The organism is Acinetobacter sp. ANC 4178 (assembly GCF_004331175.1).
GTDB lineage: Bacteria > Pseudomonadota > Gammaproteobacteria > Pseudomonadales > Moraxellaceae > Acinetobacter.
The window spans coordinates 374,674-390,801 of the sequence record NZ_SJOD01000003.1 but is presented as its reverse complement, the minus strand read 5'-3'; the positions used below and the strand labels follow the sequence as shown (position 1 = coordinate 390,801).

The 16,128-nt window shown below is 38.8% G+C and carries 19 protein-coding genes and 1 pseudogene; 14 read left to right on the top strand and 6 right to left on the bottom strand.

The genetic code is table 11. The features are described from left to right. Nucleotide 1 precedes the first annotated feature (1 nt). Together E0H87_RS08870 and E0H87_RS08865 are read right to left on the bottom strand one after the other, a co-directional pair. The gene (locus E0H87_RS08870; protein ID WP_131323242.1) at nucleotides 2–1,381 is read right to left on the bottom strand and encodes a WS/DGAT/MGAT family O-acyltransferase; all 1,380 of its coding nucleotides are present in this window, start codon (nucleotides 1,379–1,381) and stop codon (nucleotides 2–4) included. Between the two features lie 173 nt (nucleotides 1,382–1,554). Then, on the bottom strand, nucleotides 1,555–2,289 hold the full coding sequence (locus tag E0H87_RS08865) for a phosphoadenylyl-sulfate reductase (protein WP_131265078.1): 735 nt from the start codon (nucleotides 2,287–2,289) through the stop codon (nucleotides 1,555–1,557). Nucleotides 2,290–2,490: 201 nt separating this feature from the next. Here E0H87_RS08865 and thrH point away from each other — a divergent pair, with 201 nt between their 5' ends. Continuing rightward, nucleotides 2,491–3,108: a bifunctional phosphoserine phosphatase/homoserine phosphotransferase ThrH gene (thrH, locus tag E0H87_RS08860; RefSeq protein WP_016165340.1), complete on the top strand. Its 618-nt coding sequence runs from the start codon at nucleotides 2,491–2,493 to the stop codon at nucleotides 3,106–3,108. Between the two features lie 58 nt (nucleotides 3,109–3,166). Here the strand turns inward: thrH and E0H87_RS08855 are convergent, their stop codons facing one another. The 4 genes from E0H87_RS08855 to E0H87_RS08840 form a co-directional block, all read right to left on the bottom strand. Further along, nucleotides 3,167–4,387, bottom strand: a complete 1,221-nt coding sequence (locus E0H87_RS08855; protein WP_131323241.1) for an OmpP1/FadL family transporter — start codon at nucleotides 4,385–4,387, stop codon at nucleotides 3,167–3,169. Nucleotides 4,388–4,722: 335 nt separating this feature from the next. Beyond that, nucleotides 4,723–5,949 (bottom strand): OmpP1/FadL family transporter, encoded by a 1,227-nt coding sequence (locus tag E0H87_RS08850; RefSeq protein ID WP_131323240.1) that lies wholly within the window; start codon nucleotides 5,947–5,949, stop codon nucleotides 4,723–4,725. Nucleotides 5,950–6,403: 454 nt separating this feature from the next. After that, nucleotides 6,404–7,126 (bottom strand): YgfZ/GcvT domain-containing protein, encoded by a 723-nt coding sequence (locus E0H87_RS08845; protein WP_131323239.1) that lies wholly within the window; start codon nucleotides 7,124–7,126, stop codon nucleotides 6,404–6,406. A 237-nt stretch (nucleotides 7,127–7,363) separates the two neighbouring features. Continuing rightward, nucleotides 7,364–7,771, bottom strand: coding sequence for a DUF962 domain-containing protein (locus E0H87_RS08840; RefSeq protein WP_131323238.1), 408 nt, complete (start codon nucleotides 7,769–7,771; stop codon nucleotides 7,364–7,366). A 66-nt stretch (nucleotides 7,772–7,837) separates the two neighbouring features. On the opposite strand from E0H87_RS08840, the gene E0H87_RS08835 reads away from it, so the two are divergent. The 13 genes and pseudogenes from E0H87_RS08835 (at nucleotide 7,838) to E0H87_RS08775 (ending at nucleotide 16,019) form a co-directional block, all read left to right on the top strand. Next, complete coding sequence (locus E0H87_RS08835) at nucleotides 7,838–8,659, top strand: helix-turn-helix transcriptional regulator (protein WP_131323237.1); 822 nt, start codon at nucleotides 7,838–7,840, stop codon at nucleotides 8,657–8,659. Between the two features lie 94 nt (nucleotides 8,660–8,753). Further along, nucleotides 8,754–9,641, top strand: a pseudogene (locus E0H87_RS08830) (DMT family transporter). 573 nt (nucleotides 9,642–10,214) lie between these two features. Then, on the top strand, nucleotides 10,215–10,778 hold the full coding sequence (locus E0H87_RS08825) for a DUF4256 domain-containing protein (protein ID WP_131323236.1): 564 nt from the start codon (nucleotides 10,215–10,217) through the stop codon (nucleotides 10,776–10,778). A gap of 42 nt (nucleotides 10,779–10,820) precedes the next feature. Further along, a complete protein-coding gene (locus E0H87_RS08820; RefSeq protein WP_131323235.1) occupies nucleotides 10,821–11,063 on the top strand; it encodes a DUF6868 family protein in 243 nt (80 codons plus the stop codon). A gap of 92 nt (nucleotides 11,064–11,155) precedes the next feature. Continuing rightward, nucleotides 11,156–11,860 carry a DUF1003 domain-containing protein gene (locus E0H87_RS08815; RefSeq protein WP_131323234.1) on the top strand — a complete coding sequence of 235 codons (705 nt, stop codon included), beginning with the start codon at nucleotides 11,156–11,158 and terminating at the stop codon, nucleotides 11,858–11,860. A gap of 126 nt (nucleotides 11,861–11,986) precedes the next feature. Beyond that, nucleotides 11,987–12,652, top strand: coding sequence for an RluA family pseudouridine synthase (locus E0H87_RS08810; RefSeq protein ID WP_131323233.1), 666 nt, complete (start codon nucleotides 11,987–11,989; stop codon nucleotides 12,650–12,652). 83 nt (nucleotides 12,653–12,735) lie between these two features. Beyond that, nucleotides 12,736–13,104, top strand: a complete 369-nt coding sequence (locus E0H87_RS08805) for a ribonuclease E inhibitor RraB (RefSeq protein WP_016165331.1) — start codon at nucleotides 12,736–12,738, stop codon at nucleotides 13,102–13,104. Nucleotides 13,105–13,214: 110 nt separating this feature from the next. Then, the gene (locus tag E0H87_RS08800; RefSeq protein ID WP_131323232.1) at nucleotides 13,215–13,661 is read left to right on the top strand and encodes an SRPBCC family protein; all 447 of its coding nucleotides are present in this window, start codon (nucleotides 13,215–13,217) and stop codon (nucleotides 13,659–13,661) included. A gap of 14 nt (nucleotides 13,662–13,675) precedes the next feature. Then, complete coding sequence (locus E0H87_RS08795) at nucleotides 13,676–14,020, top strand: DUF2004 domain-containing protein (protein ID WP_131323231.1); 345 nt, start codon at nucleotides 13,676–13,678, stop codon at nucleotides 14,018–14,020. A gap of 35 nt (nucleotides 14,021–14,055) precedes the next feature. Continuing rightward, nucleotides 14,056–14,418 carry a DUF488 domain-containing protein gene (locus E0H87_RS08790; protein WP_131323230.1) on the top strand — a complete coding sequence of 121 codons (363 nt, stop codon included), beginning with the start codon at nucleotides 14,056–14,058 and terminating at the stop codon, nucleotides 14,416–14,418. Nucleotides 14,419–14,479: 61 nt separating this feature from the next. After that, nucleotides 14,480–15,097 (top strand): class I SAM-dependent methyltransferase, encoded by a 618-nt coding sequence (locus E0H87_RS08785; protein WP_131323229.1) that lies wholly within the window; start codon nucleotides 14,480–14,482, stop codon nucleotides 15,095–15,097. Between the two features lie 84 nt (nucleotides 15,098–15,181). After that, nucleotides 15,182–15,526 (top strand): zinc ribbon domain-containing protein YjdM, encoded by a 345-nt coding sequence (locus E0H87_RS08780; RefSeq protein ID WP_131323228.1) that lies wholly within the window; start codon nucleotides 15,182–15,184, stop codon nucleotides 15,524–15,526. 115 nt (nucleotides 15,527–15,641) lie between these two features. Next, nucleotides 15,642–16,019: a 5-carboxymethyl-2-hydroxymuconate Delta-isomerase gene (locus E0H87_RS08775; RefSeq protein WP_131323227.1), complete on the top strand. Its 378-nt coding sequence runs from the start codon at nucleotides 15,642–15,644 to the stop codon at nucleotides 16,017–16,019. Nucleotides 16,020–16,128 lie beyond the last annotated feature (109 nt).

The following is a 16,128-nucleotide window of genomic DNA, read 5'->3' as shown; positions in this document are numbered from 1 at the left end:
GTTAACTCACCGCTTTCAACTTTGGGCTTTTGACCCCAACAATACTTTCAAATCGTTGAATTTCTTCTTCCAAATGCGTTAACAGGTTTTGCATTTTAGGGAGTGCGACGCGGCATGCAGTCAGACCCACTTCAAGCTTATCCAAATAGCTGGTCATGGTAATATTGAGTGCTTGACCATCTAAGATAATTGATGCTGGATACAATGCATCTAATTTGGCGCCATTCCAATATAAAGGTTCACGAGGACCTGGTACGTTAGAAATGACCAAATTGAATGCCTGACGTTTTGGCATTAAACCTGAGGCAATATTTAAGCCAGCAGCACCATATACAAAAGCACTATAGTTCATGATCTGGTTTGAGTTCATGCGTTTAAAGCGTTCTTTTGCATTCAGGACACTACGACGAATAATCTGCAAACGTTCTAAAGGATCTTCTTTATGTGTGCCCAAATTCGCTAAAATCATAGTAATTCGATTCGAGACTTCTGAATCATCATCACGAATAGAAGCAGGAACCATGGCAATCAAAGGTTTTTTAGGTAGAGCATTTTGACTCAGCAAATATTCACGTAATGCACCAGAGCAAATTGCCAATACCACATCGTTAATTGTGACATTTAAAGATGTCGCAATATGACGCAAACGATCAAATTCAAAAGACTGGGCTGCAAAGCGGCGTGACGAACTAACACGCTGATTTAAAATACTGCTGGGTGCTTGAAAGCTGGACACATAGTCCGGATTGCGTCCCATATCCTTCATTACTGTTTTAGAAAGTTCTCGAATGACAATTGGAGTTGCTTCAACCTGTTGCTTCAATCCCGTAATGATTTTTTTCATTCGGCTGACATTCGCTTCTTTGATACGTTTTGCACGAGGACCTTCAACACACCACGGCGGGACAATGCTTTTGGCATGTGGATCGTGAGAGAGGGACTTTTCGACCAGACGCATACCCGCAATACCATCAACCATTGCATGGTGAATTTTAAAATACATAGCAAAACGGTTACCTTCAATTCCTTCGATGATGTAACACGTCCATAGAGGTTTAGCACGATCAATAAGCGCACTATGCTCTTGCGAGATATAGGTCAGTAATTCACGAATGCGTCCAGGATGGGGTAAGGCAATGTGGCGAAAATGATGGTCGAGATCGAACTCTTCATCTTCATCCCATAATAGACCATTCAATTTATTGTTAAATGGTGGAATAGGAATGGATTTCGAGCTGCGAATATCTGCAACTAAGTCTTGTAGAAAAGTTTCAGGTGCATGTTCAGGAATTTGAAAAAGAAATAATCCCCCAACGTGCATGGGTTGCTGCCGTTTTTCTAATGTTAAAAAAATAAAATCAATAGGGTGTAATGGGCGCATAGTGTCGATTGCCTCACTGCAATTTCTATGGTGACTCCTTTCTGAGTCACATTGTTAGAATTATAAAACTTGATTTGAGTATAGCGCCTTTTACCTAGAAAAGTTACGGCTTTATGTGTTCATCAATCTGAAAAAAAGCCACTGAATAGTTCAGTGGCTTTGGCTTGACAAAATTACTTTGATAAATTACCCGCATGTAATCCGCATTCTTTATGTGTGGCTTCTTCCCACCACCAACGACCTTCACGCTCATGTTGATTCGGTAATACAGGACGTGTACATGGTTCACAACCAATTGAAATAAAACCGCGTTCATGCAATGGATTGTAGGGAACTTCCATCATTCGAATGTAGCTCCATACTTCTGCACTTGACCAATTGGCCAAAGGATTATATTTAATGAGCTGTTTGTCTGGACCAGAAAAACCAACATCAGATTGAACCACTGGAATTTCAGTGCGTGTACCTGGGCTTTGGTCTTTACGCTGACCGGTAATCCAACCATCTAAAGTCGCCAGTTTTTTACGTAAAGGTTGCACTTTACGAATACCACAACATTCTTTATGGTCATCTTGGTAAAAACTGAATAACCCTTTTTCATTGACGAGCGCTTGGACTGCTTCAGATTCTGGGAAACAGATTTCGATATTAATATTGTAATGTTTGCGCACAGTTTCAATAAATTGATAGGTTTCTGGGTGCAAACGGCCCGTGTCTAAACTAAAAACACGGAATGGTTTACCCAGATTGGCTGCCATATCAATCAGCACAACATCTTCAGCACCAGAAAAAGAAATGGCAATTTCACCTTCTTGATTCAGTGCGAGTTCTAAAATTTCACTTGGAGATTTATCTGCATATTCAGATGCAAGTGCATCAATATGATCGACAGTAGGGATAGTAGTCATTAGAGTTCCTGGCTATAGGCTTGGAGACTTCAAAACCTATATTAAAAGATTTTGAAAATATTCTAATTGAATTGAATATTTCTACTTAGCATTAAAAAATAAATGCTTATGAAAAAAATAGATTTAAAAAACAGCAACTACTGAATCATAAGTTGATGCTATTATAGTCCAAATTTTTTTCATAGACAGTTGGGAGCATTCATGGAAGTTGTATGTCTTGATTTAGAGGGTGTGTTAGTTCCAGAAATTTGGATTAACTTTGCAAAAAAAACTGGAATTAAAGCGCTAGAAGCGACAACACGTGATATTCCTGACTACGATGTGTTAATGACACAGCGTCTAGATCTTCTCAAGCAACATAATTTAGGCTTGGATGATATTCAAGAAGTGATTGCGGAAATGGGACCATTTCCGGGTGCGAAAGAGTTTGTAGAATGGGTTAGCACACATTTCCAACTCATTATTCTTTCAGATACTTTTTATGAATTTGCCCATCCGTTGATGAAACAATTGGGTTGGCCAACTATTTTCTGTCATAAGTTAGAAACAGATGAGCAGGGGATGATTTCTGCTTATAAATTACGTCAACCAGACCAAAAACGTCAGGCAGTTAAAGCGCTTCATGGTTTGAACTTCCGTGTGATTGCGGCGGGCGATTCATATAATGACACCACAATGCTGGGTGAAGCAGATCATGGCTTCTTGTTTGATGCGCCAGAAAATGTGATTGCTGAGTTTCCACAATTCCCAGCAATCAACGGTTATGATGCGTTAAAAGAAGCCATTCGTAAGGCATCTGTACGTGATATTCCTGCTTAATTCTATAAAATTAAACAAAAAAAGACGGACTCATAAGTCCGTCTTTTTATTGCAAAGATTAGAATTTGTAGCCTAAATTCAAACCATAAGCGATAGCGTTGTTGTCAGTGAATGTTCCTGCTGCAGAATGAGCACCAGTTACGGCATCAGCATCACCTAACCAGTAATATTTTACGCCTGCACCAATGAAGTAGTTTTCTGTTGGAGAGAAACGAACACCTGTTCCAACACTCCAAAAGCCTTCAGTTGGGCCAAGTGTAGTCACAGGGTTTCCTGCACCAGAGTCCCAACCTACGGATACATTGGCACCCCAACGATCACTGAATTTACGCCCCAAACCAACTGTTGCCGAAATTTGATCATCTTTATAGTCAATCAAATTAAAGCCATTTGGTTTATTGGCTACAAGTCCAGCTTGCCCTAGAACTTGAGACAGTTTTCCAAAGTTGTACGGTTGAACTTTGAAGTTTGACCAATCTACCCAGCGCACATTAGCAAATGCCACGGTATTTGCCATGATGCCCGTTTGTAAATCGACATTGACAGATTGGGGGGTGGTTAATTCTGTTTCACCACTTGAGGCATTTAATGCGGTCATGACACCATCAAGTTTTGCATTACCAGTTAAACCCGCAAGCCCAAAATGCTCATAGGCATTCATTTTATGTTTAATTTCAGCACGATAAGTTACTGATGCTTTTAAGGCAATTTCAGGAATTTGATAAGCAACACCTGCTAACCAACCAACAGACTCATCTTCACCTGTTCTAAAATCATAACCATTAAGAACGCTATAGGTTGTACCACGAAGTAAGACAGTCCCATCTACCGTTTGATATACGGCACCAGCATATAAGTTCCAGTTATCATTCGGTTGATAACCTACTAATAAATTTAAATTTTGAGTATCAACAACAACAGATGTACCACCTTTAAAGGGAACAGGACGATTTTCTACAAAACCATTATCCCCAGAATATTCGGCATCTGCACCATAGGGTTGGTCGTAAATCAAGCCAACAGAGAAATGATCAGTTGCTTGAATCTTCAACGCTGCATGAGGGAAGTAATAGTCACCAGCCATGTCACCTGTATTTTTATTGTCTTTATCTTTGCCTGATACATTTGGATCAAGTATAGAAATACCTGTTTCAAAGTAGTTTCCTGGTTGTAGGAAAGCTGCAATAGATTGGCCAGAACGATCAAGGCCCGCTGCAAATGTAGAAGTAGTAGGAATAAGACAGAGTAAAATTGCTTTTTTAAGAGCTGTAAGCTTCATGGATATTTTCCCTGATATCGCTTTGTAACTAAAAGTTAAGGGAAGGTAACATAAATTAAAAAAGAGTAAATGCACTATGCCGTTTATTAATTGAACTAGTTCATGCACAAAAAGTACTTGAATAGAGTAAAAGTACTAATGGTTTATATGTAGATTGATGATTTATATATAAAAAATTAGAGTAATTAGCTTAATTGTTTAACTTTTTAAATGCAGAATTAAATGCTTAATTAAAAAACACTTGGCTAAGTTTGATAGAAATTGAGATTTATAAAATGATACTTTTTGCCAAAAAAAGACCATCCAGAAGGATGGTCTTTTGAATGAAATATGAATTAGAAGCGGTAGCCGAGTTTTAAACCGTATGCAATTGCATTATTGTCAGAGAAATCAGCAACATAATTTGATGTGCCAAATTGTGCGCCAGTTTGTGCTTTAGCGTCACCTAACCAGAAGTATTTCACACCACCAGCAATGAATGTTGCAGGTGTAGGGCTGTATTGAACACCAAGACCAAGGTTCCAATAACCTTCTGTTGGGCCTAGTGTAGTAATAGGGTTACCTGCACCAGAATCCCAACCTACAGATACATTACCTGCCCATTGATCGTTAAGTTTGCGCCCTAAACCTACGTTTGTTGACCATTGATCATCACTATAAGCAACTAAATCGAAGCCATTTGGATAGCCAGGAGCCATTTTTGATGCAACACCAAACGCATAAGGGCGAATTGCGAAGTCTTTCCAATTTACCCAGCGTACATTTGCAAAGGCAACTGTATTTGCCATGATACCTGTTTGAAAATCGAGGTTCACAGATTGGGGAGTTGTAATATCAGTTTCACCCAGACCATTATTCAGGTTAATAACGGTGCCAAGGTTTTGACCTAGTGGCGCAATTGAACTTTCTTCAATGGTTGTTTTATGTTTAATTTCAGATCTATAGGTTAGAGATGCTTTTAAAGCAATATCTGGAATTTGATATGCAAAACCTGCTAACCATCCAGCAGCGCCATCTTCACTAATATTAGCGTTATAACCGCCGAAAGCAGTTGAGCCACCATACGCAAGTCCACGTAATTGAACATTCCCTTTAACGGTTTGGTAAACTCCGCCACCGTAAATATTAAAATTTTCATTAGGTTGGAAACCCACAATCATTGAAATATTTTGTGACTTTACCTCAACTTTAGTCGATTCTTTACCATTATGAAATAAACCTGAGCCATCTGCTGCTAATACAGGATCGCTAGTTGAATAAGTTGCATCAGCACCAAAGGGTTGGTCGTAAATTAAACCAAATGAGAAATGATCAGTTAGTTGTAATTTTAATGCAGCACTTGGAAAGTAATAATCATCGCCCATATCTGATATTGATGAGCCATTAGCTTTAGCTTTACCAGATACATCTGGATCTAGTACAGAAATACCTGCTTCAAAGTAGTTGCCTGGTTGTAAGAAGGCAGAAATTGATTGTCCTGAACGGTCAAGTGCCGCAGCAAATGCCCCAGCGGTTGGTAATGCTGCGAGAATCATGGCGGTAGTTAGCGCTTTTAATTTCATTCTTTCATCTTCCCTTGAGGTACACAATTTTTTAAGTATGTTTATGTAAAATCTGGAATTATTTGGTAGGTCCGACCAAAATAATATTGTTACTCCATGTGACAAAAATAACACAATTAAAATAAGAGTAAATGCTCTAGCAGAACTGAGTAGTTCAAAAAAGCGACAAAATAGAGTAAAAAATCTATATTTCATCAAGGAGTTTATTTTAACTAGCTGAAATATATATATTTAATTGAATTTTAAGGTGAGTTTGGAATAAAATGCAATTGGTTATAAAATAACCAAAAATAGGTATTGTGTAATTTAATTTGCTAGAGATGAAATATAAATCGGAAATGATCTGCAATTCATAATGGTTATAAGTGTATATTTTTTATATTATTTTTTTGGGGTGAATGAAGATCGTATACTCCATTGATATACGATCTTGGAATGTATTTAAGCAAAATTACTATGCAGGTCTTGCAACATCACCATTCAATGCTTCTGGTAAGTCTAAGATTTGTAAGTCTAACTCAGTGATTGCAGTTGGTTTTGCAACGACTAAGGCTTTATAACCGCCAGTTGTTGGTATGCTATTGACCACCTCCACATCTTTGCTAAGTTGCGTTGCTGGAGCAGGCGCTTCACCGTGTCCTTGAACTAAATGTAGCCAATGTTTTGGTTTAGCTTTAAACCAGAGGCGTGCCACAATTTCTTGACCTAAGTAGCAGCCTTTATCGTAGTGAACACCTTCACGTTGATGTAAGCGTAATTCTTGAGGTTGGAACACATGTTCAGTGCTTTGGCAAATCCATGCTTGACCCGTTTCAATGGCTTGCAATTGCCAAGTTGGAATATCGGTTTCTGTTGCTGAAAACTCCGTATGAATATCGACAACTGTTGGAAACACGATGCCAACAGGTTCCAGTTTCATCTTGGAAAATGCACCAAATTTTCGAATATGTTTGGCAAATTCTTCACTTTGATCGAGTGTGGTTATAATTTCAAAACTTTCACTATTTACTTTTTTTAGCCACAAGCCAAAATGAATTCGACCTTTAAGATCACAAATTGCAGTATAGCGAGTTTGATTTTCAATTAGGCGTTCTACGTGAACGGTAACTTGACCTTGTAGAAATTTTTGCGCGTCTACACCATTAAGAGTGAAAGCCGTAAATGCAAGAGTACTCATGAAATGCTCACTTCGACAATTTATAGAAGAATTAATTCACTTGATTTTCCACTATTTTGCTTGAAATTGCACATCTGCTTTACAGGAAAACATGAAAAGGAAATAGATTAAAAAATTCTTGATTTGTGATGAGTAGGCGACAGCTATTGGAGAGCGGTTAATCGAGGTGATTACTTAAAGAATATGAGGGCGGAGCTGATTTATTAGACCCTTAAATAAGTCAGCTCCAATGCGGGTTTAGCAATCGACTCTGCCGACTAAAATGTCTTTATACATTTTAAAGTCACAAATTAGGCTAAAGAAGGGCTGTTTAAACGTAGCGGGTTGGTTGTGTTCAAAAAAGAAATGACCGATCCAAGCAAAACCATAGCCCACCACAGGTAATGCCCAAAGTAATTTGGTATTTTTCGTCATGGCTGCGGTTGCAGCAATTCCAATCACACAGGTTGTGCCTACAAAATGTAAACGACGACAAGTTGGATTTGCATGCTGAGAAAGGTAAAAAGGATAGAATTCTTTCAGGGTTTTAATGCGACCATCACTGCCGAGCATTTGCACCTCATGTTTATTTGTGAATGTTGGTACTGTATTTTTAATCAGTTGCTGAGTATTGTTTTTCATCAGTTCTTGGCTATTCTGTAACATGTCACTACTCCTTTAGTGTTAAAGGAGCCATTTTGAACAACATACTAGATCGGGTCTTGAACGATTATGCTATTTAATCAGAAGGAATCTGGCTCAATAGCGAAACCAGAAAAAAATTGGTTATATGCTTGGGATGGCGTCATTTTATATGTCACACAAGAATACTTAAGTAAATCACATGCGCATTTTCCTGCATTATTGCAAATTGGCTTAGGTACACAATTTGCTGTGACGTTGGATCAACAGCCCCGCAGTTATCATGACATTGTTTATATGGCACCCAATGTCAGTCATAGTACAGATTCAGAGAATCAACCTTATCTCGCAATCTTAATTGATCCAGACCATGAGCTCTATCGCTATGTGCATGCGGCATTGCAGGGGCGGCAGATGTGTTCATTGCCTGTGAGCTGTTTGCAGCCACTTAGGTATGAACTGGCACAATTAATTGCAGGGGAATTAGATATTGTACAAGTCAAACAATTGTTATTGCGTATTCTGAAGGTCTTGTCTCCACAAGTGGCTGTGCATTTGCCATGGGATGTGCGTATTTTAAAAGCGTGTGAATATATCAAACAGCAGGTTCCACATCATATTCCAACAGTCGCGGACGTTGCTGCTCAGGTCGGTTTATCTGAGTCGCGTTTGATGCATTTGTTTAGTGCTCAACTGGGTGCTTCCATGCGGCAATATATGTTGTGGCTAAAAGTACGCTATGCCATTCAATTGTGGATAGAAGGTTACAGTTTAATTGATCTGGCCTTTGCAGCTGGCTTTTCTGATCAAGCACATTACACGCGAACTTTACGTCGCATGGTCGATTTTGCCCCTTCCATTCTCAAGGCCAATACGGTTTTTATAGGTAATACCTTTGTTCAGCCGAAGTGACTTCATACCCTTGTAGCGTAAAAGAAAACTAAAGCTCGAAATGCGGATTTGAAGCGAGTAAATTAACGACCGAATTAGAGATGAAGTCAGCATTATGGCAATTGCGTGGGTACTATTTACAATTATGGCTGCTTTTATGCAGGCATGGCGCAATGCTTTTCAAAAGCAACTCAGTAGCACCGTTGATGTGTATGGAACCACGTTAGCGCGTTTTCTCTTTTCTCCAATCTTTGCTTTGAGTTATCTCGCTGTTTTATATCATCAGCAACCCGTCACGGCAGTCGTGAGTTTTTCGACACATTTTTGGCTCTATATCGTGATTGCTGGAATTAGCCAAATTTATGCAACTGCCTTAATGGTGAAATTGTTTCAACAAAAAAATTATGCCATTGGTATTGGACTGGCCAAAAGCGAGGCAATTTTGGCTGCGTTAATTGGCGCGATGCTGCTACAAGAACATTTAAGTGTTTGGGGATGGCTCGGTGTGCTGATTGGTGCAATCGCCGTATTTTTCCTGAGTCAAGGACGCAAGCAGAGCAAACTCTCTTTCAAGACTTTGGTGATTGGATTGGGCAGTGGATTGTGTTTTGCGATAACCTCCTTATTGGTTCGAGAAGCCAGCTTAGAACTTACAATGCTGCCTTTTTTGCATCGCGCGGCGTGGGTGCTGTGTATTTTAATTGGCTTTCAATGTGTGATTTTATTGTTGTACCTCGGCTTATTTAGCAGAAAAACCTTGTACCACATGGGGTAGCGTATAGGACTAACCTTTAAAGTCAGTGTATGTAGTTTCTTGGCATCTTTAGGTTGGTTTAGTGCCATGAGTATGCAGACTGTGGCTCTGGTGAAAACGCTCGGACAAATTGAAATTCTCTTTAGTTTGTTGATTTCGGCATTTTTCTTTAAAGAGAAATTAGCACGTTCTGATCATTTGGGGCTGTTTTTGGTGATTTTGGCAGCCATTATGGTGATTTGGGCATAATGAGAGATTAGATGAGTTTTAGTGGTAAAAAAACGCAAATTATGCGAAAAAGTGAAATTAAAAATTCATTAAATTTCACTTAATGGAAATTAATTCCTTTAATTTTTTATATTATGGGAAATATACTTAAAAATTATGAAAAATTCTGAATTTTAGGAAAACAATCCCGAGCGAATCTACCTACACTGTATCTCAAGGGTGTGATGGGGATCGGAAAGAGTAGATTGCTACCAGTTGCGTACAACGTGAGTGTAGTACTTACCCAAAAGGTCTCGATTCGGCTTAGGACGCTATAAACCAAAAGTTTATAGGCACAAGGTTATGATTTACAAAGTCATGGTTGTTGAAGTAAACCACTGATGTTTTCCCTTGACACCCTAAAAATTTTTTTAGAATAAAATCGAATAACAATATAATTTTAATAATATTTTAACCTCCATTTTTGTTTGGCTGCTTATTCATATTGCTCCACTTGTTTACATCATTTACAAATTTCGACGATGTTTTTTGATCTCCTTCAGTAACATGAAAAGAGCATATTTCCCAAATAGTCGAATAAAAAGAAGAGTGAAAATGATGAGTCATGATTTAGATCAGCCATTGGATGATCAGGAACTTTTCACCCGTTTACAGCAACGTTTTGAGCAGCATGTTTTAAGGTATCCTCATCTCAAATGGAGTGAAGTGTTGTCCAAGCTTCAAGCACAACCTAAAAAAGTTCAAAGTTTGCACTGGATGGAACAAACAGGGGGTGAGCCTGACCTGATTCAATTTGAACAAAACAACAATGAATATTATTTTGTAGATTGTGCGGAGGAAAGCCCCCAAGGTCGCCGTAGTTTATGTTATGACGCAGAAGCATTGGCTGCTCGGAAACAGAATCCACCACAAGACAGTGCAGTGCATTTGGCACAGAAAATGGGCACTACGCTACTAACAGAACAGCAATATTATGAATTACAACAATTGGGAAATTTTGACCAAAAAACATCAAGTTGGGTGAGTACACCTGAGGCTATTCGGGCTTTGGGTGGAGCATTGTTTTGTGACCATCGCTATGGTCAGGTGTTTACTTACCATAATGGGGCTGAATCTTATTATGCTGCGCGAGGTTTTCGTGTTGGGCTAAAGCTTTAGCTTATTACATTGTGATTGAAGCTGAGTATAGGAGTGATACGCATGGATATGGAATTATTACGGCAAGTGTTGGGTTGGTCTTTAGTTCTCAATTATCTCATTTTATTGATTTGGTTTTTGGTCTTTACCTACGCCCGAACATGGATGAAAAGCTTACACGGTCACTGGTTTAATCTGAATGATCAAACTTTTGATGCAATTCATTATGCTGTGATGGCAGGCTATAAAATTTTAATTATGGTGTTTAATTTGGTTCCATTTATTGTTTTATCTCTTTTAAGTTAAATTGCGTATTCTTGTTATTACAGGAATTGTAGTTACTTCATTTGTAGAGAAAATTGTTATGATGGAGTCAAAACAGAAAACGAATTAAAAAGATGACAGATAGACAAAATCAAAATCAAACTTGTGCAGTGTGCAAAAAGTCATTTCCTTATAAAGCACTGGTCTCTGGGCATATTATTCGTGATGTGATCAGTGATGAGATCAAAAAAGATGTTCCAGATTGGTCACCCGATCGCTTTATCTGTCGACCTGATTTGACCCATTATCGGATTCAGTATGTACACTCCTTATTAAAGTCTGAAAAAGGCGAGCTGACCGATTTAGAGCGTGAAGTTCTCGGTAGTATGCAGCGGCATGAACTGATTACCAAGAATATTGAGACTGAGTTTGATCAAAAATGGACAACGGGAGAGAAACTGGCAGATAAAATTGCCACGTTTGGGGGAAGTTGGATTTTTTTAATTTGTTTCGGCGTTTTTTTAGTGCTTTGGATTCTTTTAAATACAGTGGTGTTATTGGTACATCCAGTCGACCCGTATCCTTTTATTTTACTAAATTTGGTTTTGTCATGTCTGGCGGCCATACAAGCCCCCATTATTATGATGAGCCAAAATCGACAGGAAGCCAAAGACCGTTTACGTTCGCAACATGACTATCAGATTAATTTGAAAGCAGAATTAGAAATTCGGCATTTACATGAAAAAATGGATCATTTGCTGTCACATCAATGGGAAAGGCTCACACAAATTCAGGAAATTCAGTTAGATTTGCTGTCAGAAATGAGTAAGCATCGCTAAATATTTCTAGATTTTTTGATGGGGACGTATCGTCTTCAGATGAATGTAATGACTTAAAAGCAGAAAAATTGACAGTCTGGATCGGGCTTGATATTTTGCCCGCTTTATTCATACGCCAGTCCAATCATGCCTTTAAATGACCACTTCGTTTATACACCGCCACAAGAACCTTTGCAGATTATTTATGAAGATGCAGACTTGGTGGTGATTAATAAACCTGCTGGTTTATTGTCGGTCCCTGGGCGGTTACCTGAACATCATGATAGTGCTTATTATCGCGTTTTAGCGCAATTTCCAGAGGCGAAAATTACCCATCGTTTAGACATGGCGACTTCTGGGATTCTCATGTTTGCCAAACATCGTGATGCTGAGGTTGCAGTCAGTAAAATGTTCCAAGCACGAACGGTGACCAAACATTATCAAGCATTGGTACAAGGGCAGATTCAGCAATCGGGAAGTGTCGACGTGCCTTTAATTACGGATTGGGAAAACCGTCCACGGCAAATTGTGCATTTTGAACTGGGCAAAGCTGCAAAAACCTTATTTGAGCTGATGGAATATGATACCGAACAGGATATCAGCCGTGTGTTGCTGACTCCGATTACAGGGCGCTCCCATCAATTACGTGTGCATATGCAATATATTGGGCATCCCATCACAGGGGATAAACTCTATCATCCTGAACCCTTACAAAGTCCTTTAAAGCGCATGGCATTACATGCCAGTCACTTGAAATTTATCCAGCCATGCAGTGGTGAGTTAGTCGATATTCAGAGTTTAGCTGCTTTTTAAAAATATCCATTTTGGGGCTTAAACTGTCATAAAATCATGCTAAATTACGTTGAATTAATAAACAAAAAAGCAGGGATATAAGAATGAGCCGCAACTATGAATTATTTCCAGATGATGATAACGGTAATGTACTGTGGCAGATGTATGAAGACGGTAATGATCTAACCGATCTACATGAAATTGAATTCTCTATTGTTTTTACAACCCAAGATCAGGCAGAAAAATGCGCTTTGCATTTATTGCATGAAGAACAAAAAATCTCATTGTTCCAAGAAGAAGTCAAAAATGATGGCAGTGATTTATGGGTGTTGAACGTTCATGTGAATATGATTCCTGAATATCAGGATGTTCAAGACTTAGAAGAATGGTTCGTTAAAATTGCCGAAATGTTCCAAGGTGAATATGACGGTTGGGGCTGTCTGAGCTATCTCTATGATTATGATGACGAGTAGCGAGATGCCATAGTAGGTGGTTACTGTGTAATTCATACTCAAGTTATACATAAGCCACCTCGACTTACCGTACACTATTTGAAACCAAAGAATAAAAATATAGGTGCCTCATGTCGAATACGGTTCAATTACACCGCGTGTTTAATGCGCCACCAGAGCGTGTTTATCGTGCGTTTACCACAGCAGATGCCTTAGTTAAATGGATGGCACCCCACGGTTTTACAGCACATGTCGATTTGCTTGAAGTGAAGCCTGAAGGCAAATATCGCATGTATTTTACTAACTTTTCTACGGGCACACGCATTGGTTTTGGTGGCACATATCATGAAGTGATTCCGAATGAGCTGTTACGCTATGTTGATCAATTTGAAGATCCAAACATGCCCGATTTAATTGAAGTTAAAGTGCAATTTAAAGCGGTCTCTGTAGGAACAGAAATTCAAATCACGCAATCAGGCATACCCGATGTAATTCCTGTAGAAGCGTGCTATTTAGGGTGGCAGGAGTCGTTACAATTGCTGGCACTCCTCATTACACCTGAAATACCTGATGGATAAAAGGTAAGGATGTTATGCAAACGTTTAATAATTTTAAGGACAGAGAACAGAAAGCCCGAAATGCGATTTGGCAAAGCTATCTGCAAGATGTTGGGTTAGATAATCAGGTGCGCTTATATGTGGAGCATCATTTACAGGAAATCTCTCCACAGTATTGGCAGCATCATACTGGGCTCACGCGTCCTGAAGCGAAGCAGGTGATTGAGCTATTATCGACACGACGCTTTTTGGACTTTCATTCGGTTGAAGAAAATGATGATTCGATTGACTTTAGTCTGCCAGAAAATGTGACTGACTATGTGTTATGTGTCTCATTTGATGATGATGGCAATGTTGAAGATATTAGTATGGAAAGTTAAATGAGTTATTTATTTTCGCACTGCTAAGGAAATCAATGCAGATTCAAATTAAGCGTGCTTATAGTCCTGTTACGGCAGAAGATGGATTAAGAATTTTAGTCGATCGTCTATGGCCAAGAGGCATTAAAAAACAAGATGCCAAGATCGATTTATGGCCTAAAGAGATTACACCTTCTACTGTTTTAAGGCAGTCTTATCATCAAGATTTAATTGGCTGGGAAGAGTTTCGAGCAAAATATTTGCTTGAATTGATGCAACACCCTGAAACCCTTGCCGAATTACGACGTTTAGGCCAACAGAATAATATTAGCTTAATTACAGCGGCAAAGAATACCAGCCAAAATCATGCTGTCGTCCTGAAGCATTATTTAGAACACCCTGAAGAAGAAAATACTTAAAATAAAATATGTTTTAATATAATATTATTTATTAATATGATCCATTGCAGGGAATGAAGAGATGTCTACAGAAACACATTGGAATCGGGTTTATACAGATAAAGCTGTGACGCAAGTCAGTTGGTTTCAGTTACATGCAAGTCAATCGATACAACTCATTCAATCTCTGAAATTGGAACCTGATGCCGCCATTATCGATGTTGGCGCTGGAGCATCGATACTTGCTGATGAGCTACTCGATTTAGGCTATCGCCATTTAACTGTGTTGGATATATCGAACAAGGCTTTGCAGCAGAACCAACAGCGTTTAGGTGATCGCGCTCATTTGATTGATTGGAAGGTAGCAGACCTTTTAAGTGTGGAATTTGAACCAGAAAGCTATCAAGTTTGGCATGATCGAGCTGTATTTCATTTTTTGACTCAGCCTCAAGAGCAAAAGCGTTATATACAGCAAGTGAAAACAGCCGTACAGCCCTTGGGGTACGTGATTGTGGCTACTTTTGCTGAAGATGGGCCTGTACAATGCAGTGGATTAGAGGTTCAACGTTATAGTGTTGCAGAATTACAGCAACAATTTGCTGAGCCCGATTTCCGTTTAGTTTCGAGTGTGCAGAATGTGCATACCACACCCAATGGACAAGTTCAGAAATTTAATTATGCGGTGTTTCAAAAGCAATAATTTGTAGAAATACCCATATGGAATTTAGGGTTATTCACAATTTTACAGTACACTAAGTTTTATTTTTTATTTTTTGAGTTTTTTATGTCTTTACCCAATTGCCCAAAATGCCAATCAGAATATACCTATCAAGATGGCGACTTATTAATTTGTCCAGAATGCTCACACGAATGGAAAGAAGGTGAGCTGAATCAAGTAGAAGATGTTGCTCAAATTAAGGATGCCAATGGTAACGTATTGGTTGATGGCGATACCGTGACGGTGATTAAGGATTTAAAAATCAAAGGCTCATCTTCAGTGGTGAAAGTCGGGACCAAGGTCAAGAACATTCGTTTATTGCCTGAAGCCAGTGATGGTCATGATATTGATTGTAAGGTTGATGGCATTGGAGCAATTAAACTGAAATCAGAATATGTAAAAAAAGTTTAATTGTAATGTTTTATCTCACGATGCATAGATTGAGAATGATCTCATTCTTTTTCTTGCATCAGTGAGGTGTGAAAACATGTTATAACCCAGTTTTCACTGTTTGGGTTGCACACAGATGCCGCATATTCATTTGGAATATTCTGACAATTTAAAAGACTTTCATTCCCAGCCTGTTTTATTAGGTCTAAACCAAGCATTGTTTGCGACAGGTCATGTAAACGTTGCCACAGACATTAAAAGCCGAGCAATTTGTCAAAGTGATTATTTGATTGGTTTAGGTGAATCGAATCAAGCCTATGTACATGTAAAGGTTTCCTTGCTTTCAGGTCGTGATTTAAATACAAAAACAGACATTTCCAATCAATTACTTTTGGCTTTACAGCAGTTGCTCCCTAAGCAAACGCATTTGACGGTACAACTGTGTGTGGAAATTCTTGAAATGGAAAAAGCGTGTTACGGTAAAACAGTGGTAGCACCTGCGTCAGTAGCGTGATTCCATCTTGATTTGTATATTGTGATTGAATCAAAAATTGATAATTGCCCCAAAATTGCCTGATTTTGGGGCGGTTTGAATGACAGTGTTACGTACTAGACTCATGTTT